Here is an 18,125-nt window from a genome sequence, read left to right on the forward strand (position 1 = left end):
CCGCCGGTCGTCCGGTCAGACCCCGCCGCAGGTGATCGCGCGGATCGTCGCGGCGTCCCCGCCGCCGACGCCGCCGACGAACGCGGTGGTCGGCGTGCCGTCGGTGAGGGCGCGTCGGGCCGTCGACCACGACGGGCCGAGGAACGCGAGCATCGCCGCGCGATCGCGCGTCCAGAAGCGCCATCCGCGTGGCGCGGCCGGGAGGCCCGGTGCCGGGGACCAGCCCTCCGGCGGCTCCCACAGTTGGTGCAGGGCGACCCACTCCGCCGACGGTTCGGGCCACCCGAGCGGGCGGCGGAACCGGAACGGCGGGGCCGCCGCTCCCGCGGGCTCGGACGGGACGGCGGTGTCACGGAGTTCCCCCATGCGGCGACCGTACCGGCGCCTCCCAGGTGCCGCGCAGGCCCCTCTTCGGGGTCGACGTCCCGTGCGGTCCGGACGCGTCCTGCACGACGAACGACGACGGCCCGCCACCGAGGGGTGGCGGGCCGTCGTCGTGGTGACGGTGCTGCGGAGTCAGCTCCGCGTGGTGCCCGTCGTGCCGGTGGTGCCGCCGTCGCCCTCGAGCTCGATCTCCTCGTGCGCGACGTCCTCGGTCACGTTCTGCTGCTCGGTGACGGTGTCCTTGCCGAGGCGGACGCGCTCGACCGGCACGGTCTCCTTGTCGACGACGACGCGCTCCTCGCTGAGGGTCACCTCGTGCTCCTCCTCGCTGAGCTCCGGGCCGTCGGTCGCGGCGCCGACGTTCGCGTCGGTGATCGGCTCGCGCTCGAGTCGGACCTCCTCGTGCTGGACGGGGACGGTGACGTTCTGCTGCTCGGTGACGATGTGCTTGCGGAGGCGCGCACGGCCGGTCTGGACCTGCTGCGTGCCGACCTGGAGGTGCTGCTCCGAACGGGTCATGGCGTCGTCGGTGTCGGGGCCGGAGGTGTCGTGGCCGGCGCCCTCGAAGCCCGTGGTGCCGGTGCCGACCGTGCCCGTGGTGTCGGTGCCGGTCGTGGTGGTGTCGGTGCCGGCGTAGGTGTCCGTCGTGCCGGTGCCGCCGGTGATGCCGTAGTACGAGAACAGGGTGTTCTCCTCGTCGATGCCGAGCTGGCCGTCGGCGTCCACCCGCGGGGCGTCCTTGATCTTGGCCTTCTCGTACCCGACCGTCAACGTGCCGTTGCTGTAGTTCGCGTTCTCCAGCGGGACGAAGGACTCGGAGGTGCCGAAGAGTCCCGTCGAGACGCTGGCGAACAGCGGGTGACCGTCGTTCTGGTCCACGTAGACCTGCTTGACGGTGCCGACCTTGTCGCCGTCGCGGTCGATGACCGTCGCGTCGAAGATGTCGTTCATGGTGGTGGTGTCGATCATCGCGTTCTCCCTGATGTCGGTGGTGCTTCTCGGGTCTGCTTCTCGGTCTGCTCTGGAGCGCGTGGACGTCGGGCCCTGCGCCGGTGTGATCGCGACGCGCCGTACGGGCTGACGTCGACGCAGGCGATGCAACGCGTTCTCGGCCGTGCCGTCCCGCATGTCCGGGTGCCACCCATCGAACGGGGGACAAACGGAGCCGCTCGCGCACTTCTGCGGCCCGGGACGCGGCACCACGACGCATGTCGGACGATGTGGGGGACGTGCTCCTCCTGTTGCTGATCCGTGCCGGACCGATCCGCGTTCCCTGGCGTTCCCGGTGCCTGGGAGGATCAGACGCATGGCCTCCTCGACCTCGACACCCGTGCCCACCCGCCGTTCCGTCACCGTGCTCGCAGGCGGCGTCGGCGGGGGACGGTTCGCGCGCGGCGTCCGGCACCTCGCCCGGCAGCAGGACCTCGACGTCACGGTCGTGGTGAACACGGGCGACGACCTCTGGCTCACCGGCCTGCGCGTGTGCCCCGACCTCGACTCCGTCATGTACGCGCTCGCCGACGCGAACGACACCGAGCGCGGATGGGGGCGTGCCGGTGAGTCCGAACGCGTCAGCGCCGAGCTCACCGCCTACGGCGTGGGGTGGCCGTGGTTCACGCTCGGCGACCTCGACCTCGGCACGCACATCGCGCGCACCGCGATGCTCCGCGACGGCGACGACCTGACCCGGGCCACGGCGCGGCTGGCAGCGCGGTGGGCCCTCGACGTCACGCTCCTGCCCGTGACCGACGACGAGGTCCCGACCCTCGTCGACGTCGACCGTCCCGACGGCACCCGGGACCGCATCCACTTCGAGGAGTGGTGGGTGCGCCACCGCGCCGCGATCCCCACGCACGGGTTCGTGCAGCAGGGCGTCGAACGGGCGTCGGTCAGTGCGGCGGCAGCGGCGGCGATCCGTGGTGCCGACGTCGTGCTCCTCGCGCCGTCGAACCCGGTGGTGTCGATCGGCACGATGCTCGGCGTGCCAGGGGTCCGCGAGGCGCTCGCCGCGGCCCGGGGTCCGGTGGTCGGCGTCGCCCCGGTGATCGGAGGTCGACCCGTGCGTGGCATGGCGGACGTCTGCTGTGCGGTGGCCGGCGTCGAGGCGACGGCCGCGGGGATCGCACGGCACTACGGCGCCCGGCGGGACGGCGGGCTGCTCGACGCCTGGCTCGTCGACGAGGTCGACGCGGACGCCGCGGCCGAGCTGCAGCGCGACGGGCTCCCGACCCGGGCCGTCCCGCTCTGGATGACCGACGACGACGCCACGGCCGACATGGCGCGGGCCGCGCTGGCGCTCGGGCTGGAGGCCCGGGGAGCGTCAGCGGAGCGGATGGTCGTCGCGGATCCGCAGCCAGCGTCATGACCTGACCGCCCGTACGATCGAGCCGGAGCCCGGACCGCGGATGCATCAGGCGCACGGGCCCCCACGACAGGAGGACGCATCCCGTGACCGGACCGACCATCGGCTACGCCGCCATGCTCGAGCAGTTCCACCCGACCGAGGCCGTCGCGCTGAGCGAGTACGCCGAGCAGCACGGGTTCTCGGGGGTGATGGCCGCCGACCACTTCCAGCCGTGGGTCCCCGCGCAGGGTCAGAGTTCGTTCGTGTGGAACGTGCTCACCGCCATCGGCGAACGGACCCGGGGGGACATGGGGCCCGGCGTCACGGCCCCGACGTTCCGCTGGCACCCGGCGATGGTGGCCCAGGCGTCGGCGACCCTCGCCGCCATGTACCCGGGCCGGCACTGGCTCGGACTCGGATCCGGCGAGGCGCTCAACGAGCACGTCGTCGGGCAGTACTGGCCCGAGACGCCGGAACGCATCAACCGCATGTTCGAGGCCATCGACGTCATGCAGAAGCTGTTCCGGGCCTCGGCCGCGGGCAAGGACGTCAAGCACTCCGGCACCTTCTTCAAGCTCGAGTCGACCCGGCTGTGGACCATGCCCGAGGTGCCGCCGGAGATCCTCGTCGCCACCGCCGGTCCCGTGACCGCCAAGCGCGCCGGGCGGACGGTCGACGGCCTCATCACGGTGGGGGCACCGCTCGAGAAGATCGCGGGCCTGTTCGCCAAGTTCGACGAGGGCGCGCGCGAGGCCGGCAAGGACCCGTCGACCATGCCCCGCGTCCTCCAGGTGCACCTGTCCTGGGCGCCGACCGACGAGGAGGCGCTCCGGAACGCGATGGTCGAGTGGCCGAACGGCGGCATGAAGTTCCCGAAGGCCGACATCCGCTCGCCGTTCGAGTTCGAGCAGATGGCCAAGCTCGTCCGCCCCGAGGACTTCGAGGGCCGCATGGTCATCTCGAGCGACCCGGACGTGCACCTCCGGGCGTTGCAGCGGTACGCGGACCTCGGCTTCGACCGGATCTACCTGCACAACGTCGGGCGGAACCAGCGAGAATGGATCGATGTGTTCTCCGACGCGGTCCTGCCGAAGCTGACCAGGTGACCCGGTTCACCGTCTTCGCCATCCGCGGCGTGCCCGAGGTCGTTCCGGGTGCCGACCTCGCCGCGCTCATCGGTGACGCGATCGCCGCGGACCCCGAGCAGGCGCTCGCCGACGGCGACGTCCTCGCGGTGACGAGCAAGGTCGTGTCGAAGGCCGAGGGGCGGACGGCCCCCGCCGCCGATCGTGACCGCGTGATCGCCGAGGAGACCGTCCGCGTCGTCGCCGAACGTCCCACCCCCGACGGGCGGGTCACCCGGATCGTGGAGAACCGGCTCGGCATCGTCGGTGCCGCCGCCGGGGTCGACGCCTCGAACACCGCCGACGGCACCGTCCTCCGTCTGCCGGAGGACCCGGACGCCTCCGCCCGCCGCATCCGCACGGCCCTGGAGGCCCGCTTCGGCCTCCGCCTCGGCGTGGTCGTCACCGACACGCTCGGGCGGGCGTGGCGCACCGGGCAGACCGACGTCGCGATCGGCGCGAGTGGCGTCCGGCTGCTCGTCGACCTCGCCGGGACCCTCGACGCGAGCGGACGGCCACTCGGGGTGACCGCTCCGGCGGTCGGCGACGAGATCGCCGCCGCGGCAGACCTCGCCAAGGGCAAGGCGACGGGCCTCCCGGTCGCGGTGGTCCGCGGACTCGGGCACCTGCTCGACGCCGACGCGCCCGGCGCGCGGGTGCTCCAGTACCCGGCCGAGCGCGACTGGTTCCGGCGTGGTTCCGCCGAGGCGCACCGCGACGGCTACGAGGCCGGTCTGGCAGCGGCCGCGGCCGCGGCCGAGCAGGCCCAGCAGACCCGCACCCACCGGATCCTGCCGCCCACCGAGGTGCCGTGACCCCGGACTGGACGATCGTCGTCCCGGTCAAGGGCACGGCGGGGGCCAAGACGCGACTCGCGGCCACGCCCGAGCAGGCCCTCGCCATCGCGCTCGACACGGTCGCCGTCGCCGCCACGGTCGCGCCGGTCGTGGTCGTGACCCACCCGTCGTCCGCGCCGGCGTTCCACGCCCTCGCCGTCACCGTGGTCGAGGACCCGGGCCGCGGCCTCGACGCCGCGGTGCTCGCGGGCGTCGCGACGTGCGCACACGGCCCGACCGCGGTCCTCCAGGGCGACCTGCCCGCACTCGACGCGGCGCAGCTCCGTGCCGCGCTCGCGGCGGCGGCACCGTACCCGCGCGCGGTGCTGCCGGACGCCGACGGGACCGGCACCGTCCTGCTCACGGCACTGCACGGCCACGACCACCGCCCGCGGTTCGGACGCGGCTCCGCCCGCGCCCATCGGGCCCAGGGCTACACGGAGCTCGACCTGCCGGGCCTCACCGGCCTCCGACGTGACGTGGACACCCGCGCGCACCTGGCCGCCCTCGGGTCCGGCCTGGGGCCGCGGACGCTGGCGGCGTTCGCCCGGTCCTGATCCCGCACCACCACGACGATCCGCTGCGCACTATGGTGAGCCCGTGCGGTGGTCCCCGGGCGAGGCGGATGGAGCACGCGCTGCTGCATCCTCTCCGGGGCTACCCCGGGGCACGCGGATCGACCAGGAACACACGCCTCAGGAGCTCGGGCGCGCTCCGCGCGCTGACGCTCCCGAACGGCACGACGAGTCGTCCGGGGACCACCAGCACGCCGACCCGCCACCGACCTCGCGGCTCGTCGCCCCGGAGCGGTCGGCCGGTCTCGTCGAGACGGCGATCGCGCTCGCGGACGCCTTCCTGGCCGCGTCGGCGTGGCGACCCGCGGAGCTCTCGGCCGCAGGCACCACGACGGTTGGACGCCGTCCGGGTCTGGTCGAGCCCGCGGTCGCGGCCGTCCTCGCCGTGTACCCGCGCGCCCCACGGGACGCGCCGCGTCGGCTGGCCGGGGTCCTCGCGTCCGACCGCTCGTTCACCGCGGCGTTCGCACGCCTCACAGCCCGCCGGCCCGTGCGGCTCCGGGTGCGCACGGTCGCACCCGTGGTCGCGGCTCCGGTCGCGGCGCACGTTCCCGTCGTCGACGCGTTGCCCGATCTCGCGACGCTGCTCGGTGTCACCACCGAGCGGCTGCTCTGGTTCGCCGACACCCGCGGGTGGAACCGTCGGGTCCCGGCCGGGAGTCCGCTCCACCACTACGAGCACCGGTGGGTCCAGCGCCCGGGACGGACCCCACGGTTGCTGGAGGCGCCGCTCCACCAGCTCCGGACGATGCAGCGGGTGGTGCTCGACCAGGTGTTGGCGCCCCTCCCGCTGTCCGACGCGGTGCACGGCTTCGTGCGCGGTCGCAGCGCGTTGTCCGGTGCCGAGGTCCACGTCGGGCACGACGTCGTCGTGAGTGCCGACCTCGTGTCCTTCTTCGCGGCCGTCCCGGCCTCCCGCGTGTACGGGATCTTCCGCCGGGTCGGGTACGCCGAACCCGTGGCGCACGTGCTCACCGGACTGTGCACGCACGTCGTGCCGGACGCGGTGCTCCGCGCGATGCCGCCGGGCGGGGACCTCGACGAGCGGTGGGCGCTCCGCCAGGCCCTCGCCACGCCACACCTGCCGCAGGGTGCGCCGTCCTCGCCGGCGCTGGCGAACCTGTCGCTCCGCCGACTCGACGCCCGGCTCGCCGGGTGGGCGCAGGCCGCGGACGCCGTCTACACGCGGTACGCGGACGACCTGGCGTTCAGCGGCGACGGCGCGATCGCCGCGCGACCCGACGCGTTCCTGCGCGGCGTCGACCGGATCGTCGCCGACGAGGGGCACGCGCTGAACCCCCGGAAGACGCGCGTGCGGCGGCAGGGGGTCCGCCAGTCGGTCACGGGCGTGGTCGTGAACGCGGTGCCCGGCGTCGGCCGACGCGAGCTCGACCGCCTCGGAGCGGTCCTGCACAACTGCGTGCGGTACGGACCGGCGTCGCAGGACCGCGGCGACCACGCCGACTTCCGCGCCCATCTGGAGGGACGGGTCGGCTGGGTGGAGCAGGTGCACCCGGCGCGCGGAGCGGCGTTGCGAGCAGAGTTCGAACGGATCGCGTGGTGAGCGCGCGATGCGTCTCAGGCCGCTCGTCGGGGGAGCGGCTGGGTGGCCAACCGCTCGAGGGTCCGCCGGAACGCGCGCGCCGTCCCCGGCCAGAGCAGGGTGAGCCGGCCGCTCCGCTCGTCGACGTACCAGCTGCGGCATCCGCCGGTCAGCCAGACCGTGCCCGCGGCCATCGCGTCGAGGTCCGCCGTCCATCGGCGCTCGGCGTCGGGGTCCACCTCGACCGTGCGCGCACCGTCGGCCCGCGCGCGTCGCAGGACCGCGACGACGAACCGTGCCTGCGTCTCGATCATGTCGACGGCGCTGTTGTGGCCGAGCGCCGCGTTGGGCCCGTCGACGACGAACAGGTCGGGGAACCCGGCCACCAGGGTCGTCGCCCAGGCCGTCATCCCGCCGCCCCAGTGATCGGCGAGCAACAGGCCGTCGCGGCCCCGCACGCGTCGGGCGACGGGCGGTTCGGTGGCGGCGAAGCCCGTCGCGAGCACGATCACGTCGACCGGGTGCCGGCGCCCCGAGTCGGCGACGGCCTCCGTGTCGTCCACCGCGACGAGCGCCGACGACTCGAGCACGGCGCGACCGGACGCCAGCGCCGGGTAGTAGTCGTCCGAGAGCAGGACCCGCTTGCACCCGATCTCGTGGTCCGGGGTGAGCGCGCGTCGCATCGCCGGGTCGGGCACCTGCGCGGCGAGGTGGTCGAGCGCGAGCCGACGCAGGGCGTCGCGGGCGGCACCGGGAGCGCGGCGGGCGACGTGCCCAGCCTCGGCCTGGTCGAACAGCGTCGCGCGCTCGCGCGCGAGGAACGCCGGGTCGGCCGCGGCGTGCTCGCGCTCCGTCGTCGGCACCGCCTCGTCGTTCCGCGGGACGACGTAGGGCGCCGAGCGTTGGAACACGACCGTCCGTGCCGCCTCGACCGCCACGTGCGGCACGAGCTGCACCGCCGATGCACCGGTACCGATCACCGCGACCCGCGCGCCCGCCACCGACGTCCTCGGGTCCCACGCGCTGCTGTGGACGACGGTGCCGGGGAACCGATCGAGCCCCGGCACGGCCGGCAGCCGGGGTTCCGACAGCCGGCCGGCCGCGAGGACCAGCGAGCGGCACCGGACCACCCCGCGGCTCGTGGTGAGGACCCAGCCGGCCGCGTCCTCGGGTCCCTCGTGCCACCGCGCGTCGAGCAGTTCGGTGCCGAAGCGCACGTGGGGCGTCACGCCCTCGGCGCGGGCCACGCCCTGCAGGTATGCCTGGATCTCCGCGCCGGGCGCGAACCGGCGGCTCCAGTCGGGGTTCGGGCGGAACGAGAACGCGTAGAGACGGGCGGGGATGTCGCATGCCACGCCGGGGTAGACGTTGTCACGCCACGTCCCGCCGACGTCGTCCGCGCGCTCGAGGACGACGAGGTCCCGGTGTCCCGCCCGCAACAGGCCGGACGCCACCGCGATCCCGCCGATGCCGGCCCCGACCACGACCGTGTCGACCACGGCGGGCAGGGTGTGCCAGGGCGACGGTGCGACCGGCCCGGTCACGCGGGGGAGCCCTCGCCCGTCACGGCCCCGTAGTCCGTCCGTCGCTCCCGCAGGGGACGTCCCGCGGCTGCCGCGAGGGCCTCGAGGTCCCGCCGTTCGAGCACGAGGCCCGCCTCCGGGCCGGCTGACGGTCGGAGCGCGCCGTCGAGCAGGACGCCGCCGACGTCGTCCGCGCCACCTCGGAGCACGTCGGCCGCCGTCGCGAGCCCGAGCTTCGTCCACGCCGCCTGCACGTGGTCGATCCGCCCCGCGAGCAGCAGCCGTGCGACTGCGATGACCGCGCGGGACTCCGACGGTGTCGGACCGGGCCCGGCGACCGCCGCGACCGCGGCGGGTGCGTCCGCCGGGACGAAGGGCATCGGGATGAACTCGGTGAACCCGCCGGTGCGGTCCTGCACGCGCGCGATCGTCCGGAGGTGCGCGACGACCTGTTCGGGCGTCTCGACGTGCCCGTAGACCAGGGTCGCGGTCGAGGGCAGACCGGCCGCGTGCGCGGCGCTGATCGTCTCGGACCAGGTCGTCGCCGGTGGGTCCTGCCCCTCGCTCAGCACGGCGCGCACGTCGTCGTCGAGGACACGGGCGGCCGTGCCGGGCACGCTCGTCACGCCGGCGTCCCGGAGCATCCGGAGGAACCCGGGCAGGTCGACCCCCGCACGGGCCGCGCCGTCGACGAGCTCGGGTGGCCGGAAGGCGTGCACCGACAGGGCGGGGGCCGCGCGACGGACCGCGCGGACGACGTCGGTGTACACGGCAGCCGGGAGGGCCGGGTCGGGTCGTCCCTGCAGGCACACCTCCGTGGCGCCGAGCGCCGCCGCCTCCGCGGCCAGGGCGGCGACGTCCTCGACGGTCAGACCGTCCCCCTTCCCGGCCTCGTGGTCGTCCCCGACGAGCCGCGCGGTGTCGATGTTGCGGTTCACGACGTGGGTCACGGCGTCGAGTCCCGCCGCGGCCCGCACGCGGTCGGCGAGCTCGGCGAGCGCGTCGAGCTGCGCGCCACGGGCGGTGAGCAGCACGGCGGCGTCCTCGTCCGTGATCGCGGACGGGTCGGTCCCGACGGCGACGGTCGCCGCGGCGAGTGCGGCGTCGACCCGGGGATCGCCGACGGGCGGTGCCGCCGCGTCGCGCCCGAGTCGCACCGGCGCGCCGTCGTCGCGGGTGGCGGACCGACCGCGGACGGGTGCCTGCTCGTCCGCGAGCCGGGTGACGGGGTCCTGCAGGGCCTCCAGGGCAGGTCGGACGGCGTCATCGAGCCAGCGGTCGGCGTCGGCCAGGTACCGCGGGTGGGCGGTGAGTCGCTCGCGGAGCGTGTACCCGGACCGGGCGGTGAGGTCCGCGAGCGTGTCGAGTTCCGGCCACGGCCGCTCCGGGTTGACGTGGTCGGCGGTGAGCGGACTGACGCCGCCCCAGTCGTCGACGCCCGCGCGGACGAGCAGGTCGAGCTCGGCCGCGTCGGTGAGGTTCGGCGGCGCCTGCACGGTGGTGTCCGGCCCCATCACGACGCGCGCGACGGCCACGGCGGCGACGTACTCGACGAGGCCGAGGTCCGGTTCGTTCTGCATCGCCGTCCGGGGCTTCGCGCGGAAGTTCTGGACGATGGTCTCCTGCACGTGCCCGTACCGCTCGTGCAGCCCGCGGATGGCGAACAGGGCCTCGGCGCGGTCGTGGTGGTCCTCGCCGATCCCGAGCAGGACGCCCGTGGTGAACGGGATGCGGGAGCGTCCGGCGTCCTCGATGACCCGGAGCCGCAGCGCAGGGTCCTTGTCGGGGGACCCGTGGTGCACGCCGCCGGGTTCGGACCACAGCCGCGTCGCGGTCGTCTCGAGCATCATCCCCATGGAGCCCGCGACCGGGCGGAGGCGCTGCATCTCGGCCCAGGACATCACGCCCGGGTTGAGGTGCGGGACCAGCCCGGTCTCCTCGCGGACGAGCCGCGCCATGGCGTGCACGTAGTCGAGCGTCGAGTCGTACCCGTGGTCCGCGAGCCACGTGCGCGCCGCACGCCAGCGGTCCTCCGGGCGGTCGCCGAGCGTGAACAGGGCCTCCTTGCAGCCCATGTCCGCACCCGCACGGGCGATCGCGAGGATCGCCTCCGGCTCCATGTACGTCGGGACGCCGCGCACGGCCAGGCCGCCCGGGGTGTCGACGAACACGCAGTAGTGGCAGCGGTCGCGGCACAGCTGCGTGATCGGCAGGAACACCTTCTTCGAGTAGGTGATGACGCCGGCGCGTCCGGCACCCTCGAGTCCGGCGTCCCGGATCCGGGAGGCCACGGCGAGCAGGCGGTCGAGGTCGCGACCGCGGGCTCCGAGCAGGGCGGTGGCGTCGTCCACGTCGATGGGCTCGTCCGACTGGGCGCGATCGAGGGCCCGGTCGAGCGCCGGGGAACCGGGGGCGCGCCGATCCGGGATCGGGACGGCGGTGGGGACGGGCACGGGTGTGGGCACGGTCATGGCGGGCTCCCGGACGGCGTGGGCGGCGGACCGGTGCTCGACGGAGCACCCCGGACCCAAATCGAGGCCCGATCGGTGACTCCACCGATGCTAGCCGGGCTGGCGGGCGCCGTCTGCCGGCCCGTCACGTCGCCGAGGTGAGGTGCTGCCCGAGGAAGGCGACGTGGTCGGGTGCCAGGCGCCTCCAGAACGCCATGTCGTGGCCGCCGGCCTCGAACCCACCGGCCGGACGACGGGTGAATCCGTCGACGTACGTCCGGACCGCCGGTTCAAATCCGTCGCCGGTGCCGCAGTCGATCCGCACCGGGATGCCGTCGAGCGCGCGCTGCCGGCCCGTCACCGTGTTCGCGGCGAAGTCGGTCGGGTCGTCGAACGCACCGCGGGCGGTGTCCCCGGCGGTGGTCCACAGCGCGGGGGACAGCGCGGAGACGACGCGGACGCGGTGGCGCCCGAGCACTCCCGCGAAGTGCAGTGCGCCGTACCCGCCCATCGAGTACCCGGTGAACCCGAGGCGGCCCGTGTCGAGTCCCTGCCGCGCGAGCAGGGGGAGGAACTCGTCGAGCACCATCGACGCGGGGTCGTCACCGTCGGCCCGCCGGTGCCAGTAGCGGTCGCCCCCGTCGACCGCGGCGATCGCGAAGGGCGCACCACCGTGGTCGACGTGCTCGGCGAGGAACCGGTCGAGGCCGAGCCGGTGTCCGAACAGGTCCGCGTGGTCGTCCCCGTACCCGTGGAGCGCGACGACGACGGGGAGCGCGTGGTCCGACGTCGGCGCCGCGACCGTCCAGCCCACCCGTCGTCGGCGTCGTGCGCGCGAGGTGAACGAGCCCGAGCTCGTCGGGACGGGACGGACGTCCGGGATGCGCCCGGCGTGGCCGTCCAGGCCGAGCACCCGGTACAGGGTGGACCGCCCGGGGAGCGCCCGGAGGTCGACGGCGGCACCGAGGGCACCGACCGCGGCGACGCCGACCGCCCCGACGACGAGTGACCGGCGCGTCACGACGGCGCGGCGGGATCCGGAGGGTGCGGCCATGGGGACGATCAGGCTCCGGTGTCCGGCGGCGCGACGTGGCGGGCGTGGTGCTCCGCCGGGACCCGTGTGCCACCGGCGTCCGTCGGGGCCCCCGATGCGAGGTGGGCCGGTGTGTGGTCGTGATGCTGCGTGGGCTGGGCGGGGGCCGTGTGGTCGGCGGCGGCCGTGTGCTCGTCGTGCGGCGTGGGCTCGGTCTGCGCGTCCTGCCCGGGCTGCTGCCCCCGTCCGGGCTGCTGCCCCTGGCCGGGCTGCTGTCCCCGTCCGGGCTGCTGCCCGCGCGGGAGCACGAACACGAGCAGGAACGCGAGCAGCGCGAACGCCGCGCTGACGAGCATGGCGTGGGCCGCGGCGTCGGCGAACCCGGTGGCGAGCGCGGCCTTCGAGCGGCCGGACACCGTCAGCGTCCCGAACAGCACCGACCCGATCACCGCGATGCCGATGGCTGCGCCGACCCGCTGGATCGCGTTGACGACCGCGCTCGCGGCGCCGGCCTCGGCGGGGTCGACGGTCGCGACGATGATCTGCACGTTCGGGGCGATGAAGAACCCGTTGCCGACGCCGGCGATGAACAGCGGCGCCAGGAACTCCCAGTTCGTCAGGTCGGACGCGTCCGTGAGCTGCAGGACGAGCCAGGACCACACGAGCCCGATCGTGACGAGCGCCGTGCCGAGCACGAGGACGTTGCGTCCGAGCCGGCCCACGAGCCGGGCGCTCTGCGACGAGCCGGCGATCGAGCCCACGGCGAACGGGGTCGCGACGAGCCCGGACTCGAGCGCGGTGTGGCCGAGGCCGCTCTGCCAGAGGAGCGAGATCGTGAAGAAGATGCTCGTGAACGCGGCGAAGTACACCAGGGCGAGGATGACGCCGCCCGTGAACGCCCCGTGGCTGAACAGGTGCGGTGGGACGAGCGGTGCCGCGCCCCGGCGGCTGATCCGGAGCTCCCACAGCGCGAACAGGGCGATGAGCACGACACCGGCCGCGAGCGTCAGGTAGGTCCAGAGCGGCCACCCCTCGTCCTGGCCCTGGATGAGCGGGACGAGCAGCGCCACGAGGCCCGCGGAGACGAGCAGGAGTCCGACGAGGTCGACGCCCTTCGCGCCCTCGCGGACGTCGAGGTCGCGTCGGGCCGGCAGGAGCGCCACGGCCGCGATGAGGGTCGCGATCCCGATCGGCACGTTGACGTAGAACACGGTGCGCCATCCGTCGGTGTCCCCGAACGCCTGGATGAGCAGACCACCGAGGATCGGCCCGAGCGCCGTGGACACCCCGATGACGGCACCCATGATCGCGAACGCACGTCCGCGCGTCCGCGGCGGGAACAGCAGCTGGATGAGGGCGGTGACCGCGGGGACGAAGATGCCGCCCGCGAGACCCTGGACCACGCGGAACACGACGAGCCAGACGGCGTCCGAGGCGATGCCGCACGCGAAGCTCGCGGCGGTGAACAGCGCGAGCCCCGAGAAGAACACCCACTTGTGCCCGATGCGGTCGCCGACCCGTCCGGCCGGGATCAGCGTCAGCCCGAACGCGAGCGCGTACCCCGAGATGATCCACGACAGCGTCGCCTCGGACGCGTCGAGCGACTGGCGGATCGTCGGCAGGGCGACGTTCACGATCGTGGTGTCGAGCAGTGCGATGAACATGCCCGCGAGGAGCACGATCATCGCCTGCCAGGCGCGGCGGGGCACGGCGTCGGCGGACGGCTGCCGGGTGGTCGGTTCGGTCACGGGTCGCTCTCGGATCGAGGATGGGCGGTGCGCACCCGGCCCGGAGGGCGGGCGGTGCGGGGTCAGTCGGCGAAGATCTGCCCGACGGGCTCGCGCTTCTCGGCCTGAAATCGGTCCTCGGCGCGACCCAGCGCCCAGTATGCCGACAGGGACATCGCGCGGCGCTCGATTCCCCAGCCGTCCTGCAGGATCGCTCGGATCGCCTGCATGGCGCCGCGCTCACCGTGCGCGAACACCGCGACCGGCCGGGAGGGCCGCGACAGTCCGCGAACAGCGTCCGTGAGCAGCGCCCCGGCTCCGGCGACGGCTCCGTCGGGCCCACGGCGGTGGAGCCACCGCACCACGACCCCGTCCGGGGCCGCGAGCGGGAGTTCGTCCTCGGGGCCGTCCACCTCGACGAACGCGCGTCCCGAGGCGGCGGCGGGCAGGGCCTCCAGGACGGCGGCCACGGCGGGCAAGGCGGAGTCGTCGGCCACGAGGAGGTGCCAGGTCGCCGGGTCGGCGGTGGGGGAGTAGCCGCCTCCGGGACCGGACAGCGCGAGGGTGTCGCCCGGCCGTGCGGACGCGGCCCAGACGCCGGCGACGCCCGCGTCGCCGTGCACGACGAAGTCGATCGTGATGGTGCGGGCGACCGGGTCGACGGCGCGGACGGTGTAGGTCCGGCGCACCGGCATGTCCTCGGGCGCGAGTCGGCCGCGGAGCGCGTCGAGGTCGTACGGCGGGGTGAGGCCGAGGTCCGGACGCGCGAACAGGAGCTTGACGTACTTGTCGGCGGCGGCCAGCCGGTCGGGCGACGCCCCGGCGACGAAGTCGTCGAACGCGGGGCCGCCGAGGTGCACGCGGACCAGGTGCGGGCCGAGGCGCTCGGTCCGGTCGACCACGAACACGTGCTGGGCTCGGGCTGGCCGCGGCTGGGGTCCGGCGGCAGCGGGTGCGGGGGGATTCGTCATCACCTGCAGTCTCCCAGCACATCCGCGGCGTGACCGGGCATTTCTCGGTCGATTCTCGGAGCCGCCGTGCGCGGGTACGGCCACTGAGGAGAACCCGCGCGTTCTCACAACCCGCCCCCGGCCCGCTCATGGGATCGACACAGCCTGAGACCGTTCGATCATCCCACGACCACCGGCAGGGTGCTGGCGTCGCAGCGGATCGGAGACCCCATGGCGATCGGGACCGTTGGGCGGGCAGCGCCCACACGGCGCCCCACCGAGCGGCAGCTCCGCCGGCGGCACCGGACGCGCCAGGTCACCGTCGACCTGCTCGTCGTCGCGGTGTGGGTGTCGGCCGCCATGGCGCTCGCGCTCTGGCTCACGGCGGTCCCGGTGCGGTGGGACGGCATCGGTGTCGTCGTCACCGACCTCGGGATCGCGGCTGGCCTCGTCGGGACCGACCTCGTGCTCGTGATGATCGTGCTCGCGGCCCGCATCCCGTGGATCGACCGCGTGGTGGGACACGACAGCGCGATGGCCGTGCACCGGTCCCTCGGCAAGCCGTCCCTGTACCTGTTGCTGGCCCACGCGGTGCTGCTCGTCGTCGGGTACGCGCTCGAGGCGCACGTCGATGTCCTCGCCGAGGGGTGGGCGCTCGTCACCACGTACGACGTCTTCCTCTCGCTGCTCGCGATCCTGGCGATGATCGCGGTGGTCGTGACGAGCGTCGTCGCGGTCCGACGGTACCTGCCGTACGAGGGCTGGCACGCCGTCCACCTCCTCAGCTACGTCGCGGTGCTCATCGCTCTGCCACACCAGCTGTCGCTCGGCGGCATGCTCGCGCACGGCTCGTGGCAGCGCACGTACTGGATCCTCCTGTACGCGACGGCGATCGGCGCGATCGGCTGGTTCCGGTTCACCCTGCCCGCGATCCGGAGCGTCCGGCACCGCATGGTGGTCGAGCACGTCGAGCGCATCGCGCCCGACGTCGTGTCGCTCTGGATCCGCGGACGTCGGCTCGACCGACTCGGGGCGCGCGGCGGACAGTTCCTCATCTGGCGGTTCTGGTCCGGCGAGACCTGGTGGCACGCCCATCCGCTGTCGCTGTCGGCGGCTCCGTCGAGCACGCGGCTGCGGATCACCGTCCGGTCCCTCGGTGCCGGGAGCGGTCGACTCGCGACGCTCCCGCCCGGAACGCGCGTGTCGTTCGCCGGACCGTACGGTGTCTTCACCGACCGTGTCCGGGCAGGCGACCGGATCGCCGTCGCTGCCTCCGGCATCGGCGTCACCCCGATCCGCGCGTTCCTCGACCACCTCGACGTGCCCCGGGGCGCCGTGACGATCCTCCTCCGCGCCCGGAGCGAGCGCGAGACGTACCTGTGGGACGAGGTGTTCCAGTGGGCGACCGACCACGGCGCCCGCGTGTACACGAGCATCGGACCGCGTGGCTCGGGTTCCAACGGGTGGCTCGCCGCCGCTGACACGTCGCGCGGGGTCAGTGCGGGCACCGTCTGGCCGGGCATCGCGGACAGCGACCTGTACATCTGCGGACCGGACGGCTGGTCGGACCTCGTCGAGGCGGACGCCCGACGCGCGGGTCTGCCCGCGGACCGGCTGCACCGCGAACGATTCGACTGGTGAGGAGAGGGTGGTCATGAGGAAACGGGCACTCATCGGCGGGGTCCTCGCGTCGGTCGCCGTGGTCCTGGGGTCCTGGGAGGTCGGGCAGCCACACACGACGACCACCACGACCACCCCGGCGGCCAGTGGCGACGACGGCGGTTCGTCGTCCGGCTCGTCGTCGTCCGGCTCGTCGTCGTCCGGTTCGTCGTCGTCCGGCTCGACGTCGTCCGGCTCGACGAGCACGGCGACGTTCACCGACGGGACCTTCACCGGCTCCACGGTGTCGACCCAGTACGGCGACGTCCAGGTGCAGGTCACGGTGTCGGGCGGCAAGATCACGGCCGTGACACCCCTCCACCTCACCGACGCCGAGCAGCGCTCCGTCATGATCAGTGAGCAGGCGGCACCGCTCCTCGAGGACGAGGTCCTCAGTGCCCAGTCCGCCGACGTCGACACCATCAGCGGCGCGACCTACACGAGCGACGCGTACCTGCAGTCACTGCAGGCGGCGCTCGACGAGGCGCGATGACGTCGATCGGGTCGGTGACATCGACCGGGGACGGCGCCGGCGTCAGACGCATCGACGCGCCCGACGGCGTGCGACTCGTCGTGCCGACGATGGGCACGATGGCGTCGATCCGGGTCGACGGACCCCGCGGCGACACCCGCGGCCTGGAGGGCCGGATCACCGCCGTCGTCGACCGGCTCGACCGCGAGTTCAGTCGCTGGGACCCACGCTCCCCGGCGAGCGCCGTCGCCCACGGCCGACTCCGCCTCGGCGACACGAGCGCGGAGCACCGAGCCGTTTACGCGCTCGCGATCGACTGGCGGAACCGCTCGGGAGGCGCGTTCGATCCCCATCGACCCGACGGCACCGTGGACCTCGCGGGCATCGTGAAGGCGCTCGCGATCGAGCGGGTCGGCGCCGTGCTCGACGACCTCGACGCCGTGGGGTGGGTGTGCAACATCGGTGGTGACGTCCTCGTCGCCGGCACGACCATGACCGGGCGCCCCTGGACCGCGGGGATCGTCGACCCCGCCGACCGATCGTCGCTCATCCGTCGCGTGCGGCTCCTCGCCCGGCACCGCGCCGTCGCGACCTCGGGGACCGCGGAGCGTGGCGCACACATCTGGTCTCCGCTCGGCGACCAGTCGACGAGCGAGCGGTTCGTCCAGGCGAGCGTGGTCGCGGCCGACATCGTGACCGCGGACGTCCTCGCCACGGCCGTGATGGCCGGTGGTGCGACCGCCGCCGCGCTCGCCGCGTCCGAGCACGGGTGCGTGGTCCTCGCGGTGCGGCCCGACGGCACGACCGCGACGTGGGGGCTCGACCGACAGCTGCAGACCCGGCGCGGTGCCCACGCCGCCTAAGGGGGTACCGGGCGCGAGCACCGCGCGGGCGTCGCTTCCGCTGAAGGAGGGGCGACGGGAACGATCCTGTTCGTCCCGGACCAAGGAACCGCCAAGGAACCGAGCGACGCCCGTTCCGGCAGTTCGTGCTCTCGGAGCGGACGCACCGAGCCGTCATACGGGTGCCACAGGCGGGAGCGGTGTCATCGATCCAGGCGCTTCGCGGCGCTGCACACGCCCGGAGGTCCGGGAGCACCACGATCAGGAAGACCAGCCATGACGAGCACGAACGACACGGACCGACGCCCCGACTGGGAGCACACGCCCGCTCCCGGGGTGGACCAGCGCCCGGCGCCCGATCCGATGCCCCGGGGGCCCGGCGGGGAGCGGCGTGGCGGCGTCCCGGGATGGAGCGAGGTGCCGTCGGTGCGCGTGCCGCCCGTGATGTTGCCGCCGACCTCGGTCAGGTCGTCGCGGCGCTGGTTCTGGCCGGCCGTCGTCGCTGCGGTCGCGGTCGTGGCCCTGTTCGTCGGTGGCGTCGGCGGGTACGTCATCGGGCATCGGTCGTCCGGCACGACGACGCAGCAGTTCCCGAGCGGCGGGACCGGCGGGTACGGCTCGCCGGGCGGTGGGACGGGGGAGCTGTCTCTTATACACATCTGA

Annotated in this window: 16 protein-coding genes; 9 read left to right on the plus strand and 7 right to left on the minus strand. The window is 74.2% G+C overall.

Annotation, left to right across the window (positions count from 1 at the left end; genetic code table 11):
- Positions 1-15: 15 nt before the first annotated feature.
- Together DEI86_RS13750 and DEI86_RS13755 are read right to left on the minus strand one after the other, a co-directional pair.
- Positions 16-366: a hypothetical protein gene (locus tag DEI86_RS13750; RefSeq protein WP_111026171.1), complete on the minus strand. Its 351-nt coding sequence runs from the start codon at positions 364-366 to the stop codon at positions 16-18.
- A 150-nt stretch (positions 367-516) separates the two neighbouring features.
- Positions 517-1,353 (minus strand): DUF2382 domain-containing protein, encoded by an 837-nt coding sequence (locus DEI86_RS13755; RefSeq protein ID WP_111026170.1) that lies wholly within the window; start codon positions 1,351-1,353, stop codon positions 517-519.
- A gap of 337 nt (positions 1,354-1,690) precedes the next feature.
- Here DEI86_RS13755 and cofD point away from each other — a divergent pair, with 337 nt between their 5' ends.
- The 5 genes from cofD (at position 1,691) to DEI86_RS13780 (ending at position 6,827) form a co-directional block, all read left to right on the plus strand.
- The gene (gene cofD, locus DEI86_RS13760; protein WP_111049907.1) at positions 1,691-2,749 is read left to right on the plus strand and encodes a 2-phospho-L-lactate transferase; all 1,059 of its coding nucleotides are present in this window, start codon (positions 1,691-1,693) and stop codon (positions 2,747-2,749) included.
- Between the two features lie 113 nt (positions 2,750-2,862).
- Entirely contained in the window at positions 2,863-3,834 is a 972-nt protein-coding gene (locus tag DEI86_RS13765; RefSeq protein ID WP_111009641.1) for a TIGR03557 family F420-dependent LLM class oxidoreductase, read from the plus strand.
- Entirely contained in the window at positions 3,831-4,667 is an 837-nt protein-coding gene (cofE, locus tag DEI86_RS13770; RefSeq protein ID WP_258370162.1) for a coenzyme F420-0:L-glutamate ligase, read from the plus strand. Before DEI86_RS13765 ends, cofE begins: the two co-directional genes overlap by 4 nt.
- Entirely contained in the window at positions 4,664-5,245 is a 582-nt protein-coding gene (gene cofC, locus DEI86_RS13775) for a 2-phospho-L-lactate guanylyltransferase (protein WP_111013436.1), read from the plus strand. Before cofE ends, cofC begins: the two co-directional genes overlap by 4 nt.
- Before the next feature lie 43 nt (positions 5,246-5,288).
- On the plus strand, positions 5,289-6,827 hold the full coding sequence (locus DEI86_RS13780) for a reverse transcriptase family protein (RefSeq protein WP_111049908.1): 1,539 nt from the start codon (positions 5,289-5,291) through the stop codon (positions 6,825-6,827).
- Between the two features lie 14 nt (positions 6,828-6,841).
- Here DEI86_RS13780 and DEI86_RS13785 read toward each other — a convergent pair whose 3' ends face one another.
- From DEI86_RS13785 to DEI86_RS13805, 5 genes are all read right to left on the minus strand, one after another.
- Positions 6,842-8,350, minus strand: coding sequence for an NAD(P)/FAD-dependent oxidoreductase (locus tag DEI86_RS13785; RefSeq protein ID WP_220038526.1), 1,509 nt, complete (start codon positions 8,348-8,350; stop codon positions 6,842-6,844).
- Positions 8,347-10,800 carry a 7,8-didemethyl-8-hydroxy-5-deazariboflavin synthase CofG gene (gene cofG, locus DEI86_RS13790; protein ID WP_111049918.1) on the minus strand — a complete coding sequence of 818 codons (2,454 nt, stop codon included), beginning with the start codon at positions 10,798-10,800 and terminating at the stop codon, positions 8,347-8,349. The genes DEI86_RS13785 and cofG overlap by 4 nt, the downstream gene beginning before the upstream one ends.
- Before the next feature lie 124 nt (positions 10,801-10,924).
- On the minus strand, positions 10,925-11,833 hold the full coding sequence (locus DEI86_RS13795) for an alpha/beta hydrolase family protein (RefSeq protein WP_111049909.1): 909 nt from the start codon (positions 11,831-11,833) through the stop codon (positions 10,925-10,927).
- 8 nt (positions 11,834-11,841) lie between these two features.
- Positions 11,842-13,560, minus strand: a complete 1,719-nt coding sequence (locus DEI86_RS13800; RefSeq protein ID WP_258376558.1) for a DHA2 family efflux MFS transporter permease subunit — start codon at positions 13,558-13,560, stop codon at positions 11,842-11,844.
- Between the two features lie 62 nt (positions 13,561-13,622).
- The gene (locus DEI86_RS13805) at positions 13,623-14,510 is read right to left on the minus strand and encodes a siderophore-interacting protein (RefSeq protein WP_111049910.1); all 888 of its coding nucleotides are present in this window, start codon (positions 14,508-14,510) and stop codon (positions 13,623-13,625) included.
- A gap of 210 nt (positions 14,511-14,720) precedes the next feature.
- Between DEI86_RS13805 and DEI86_RS13810 the strand changes: the two genes are divergently transcribed.
- From DEI86_RS13810 to DEI86_RS13825, 4 genes are all read left to right on the plus strand, one after another.
- Positions 14,721-16,130 (plus strand): ferric reductase-like transmembrane domain-containing protein, encoded by a 1,410-nt coding sequence (locus DEI86_RS13810; RefSeq protein ID WP_181439789.1) that lies wholly within the window; start codon positions 14,721-14,723, stop codon positions 16,128-16,130.
- Positions 16,131-16,143: 13 nt separating this feature from the next.
- Complete coding sequence (locus DEI86_RS13815) at positions 16,144-16,641, plus strand: FMN-binding protein (protein ID WP_111049912.1); 498 nt, start codon at positions 16,144-16,146, stop codon at positions 16,639-16,641.
- Positions 16,638-17,483, plus strand: a complete 846-nt coding sequence (locus DEI86_RS13820) for an FAD:protein FMN transferase (RefSeq protein WP_111049913.1) — start codon at positions 16,638-16,640, stop codon at positions 17,481-17,483. The genes DEI86_RS13815 and DEI86_RS13820 overlap by 4 nt, the downstream gene beginning before the upstream one ends.
- 255 nt (positions 17,484-17,738) lie before the next feature.
- On the plus strand, positions 17,739-18,125 hold the full coding sequence (locus tag DEI86_RS13825) for a hypothetical protein (protein WP_111049914.1): 387 nt from the start codon (positions 17,739-17,741) through the stop codon (positions 18,123-18,125).

Source organism: Curtobacterium sp. MCBD17_028, from assembly GCF_003234875.1.
GTDB lineage: Bacteria > Actinomycetota > Actinomycetes > Actinomycetales > Microbacteriaceae > Curtobacterium.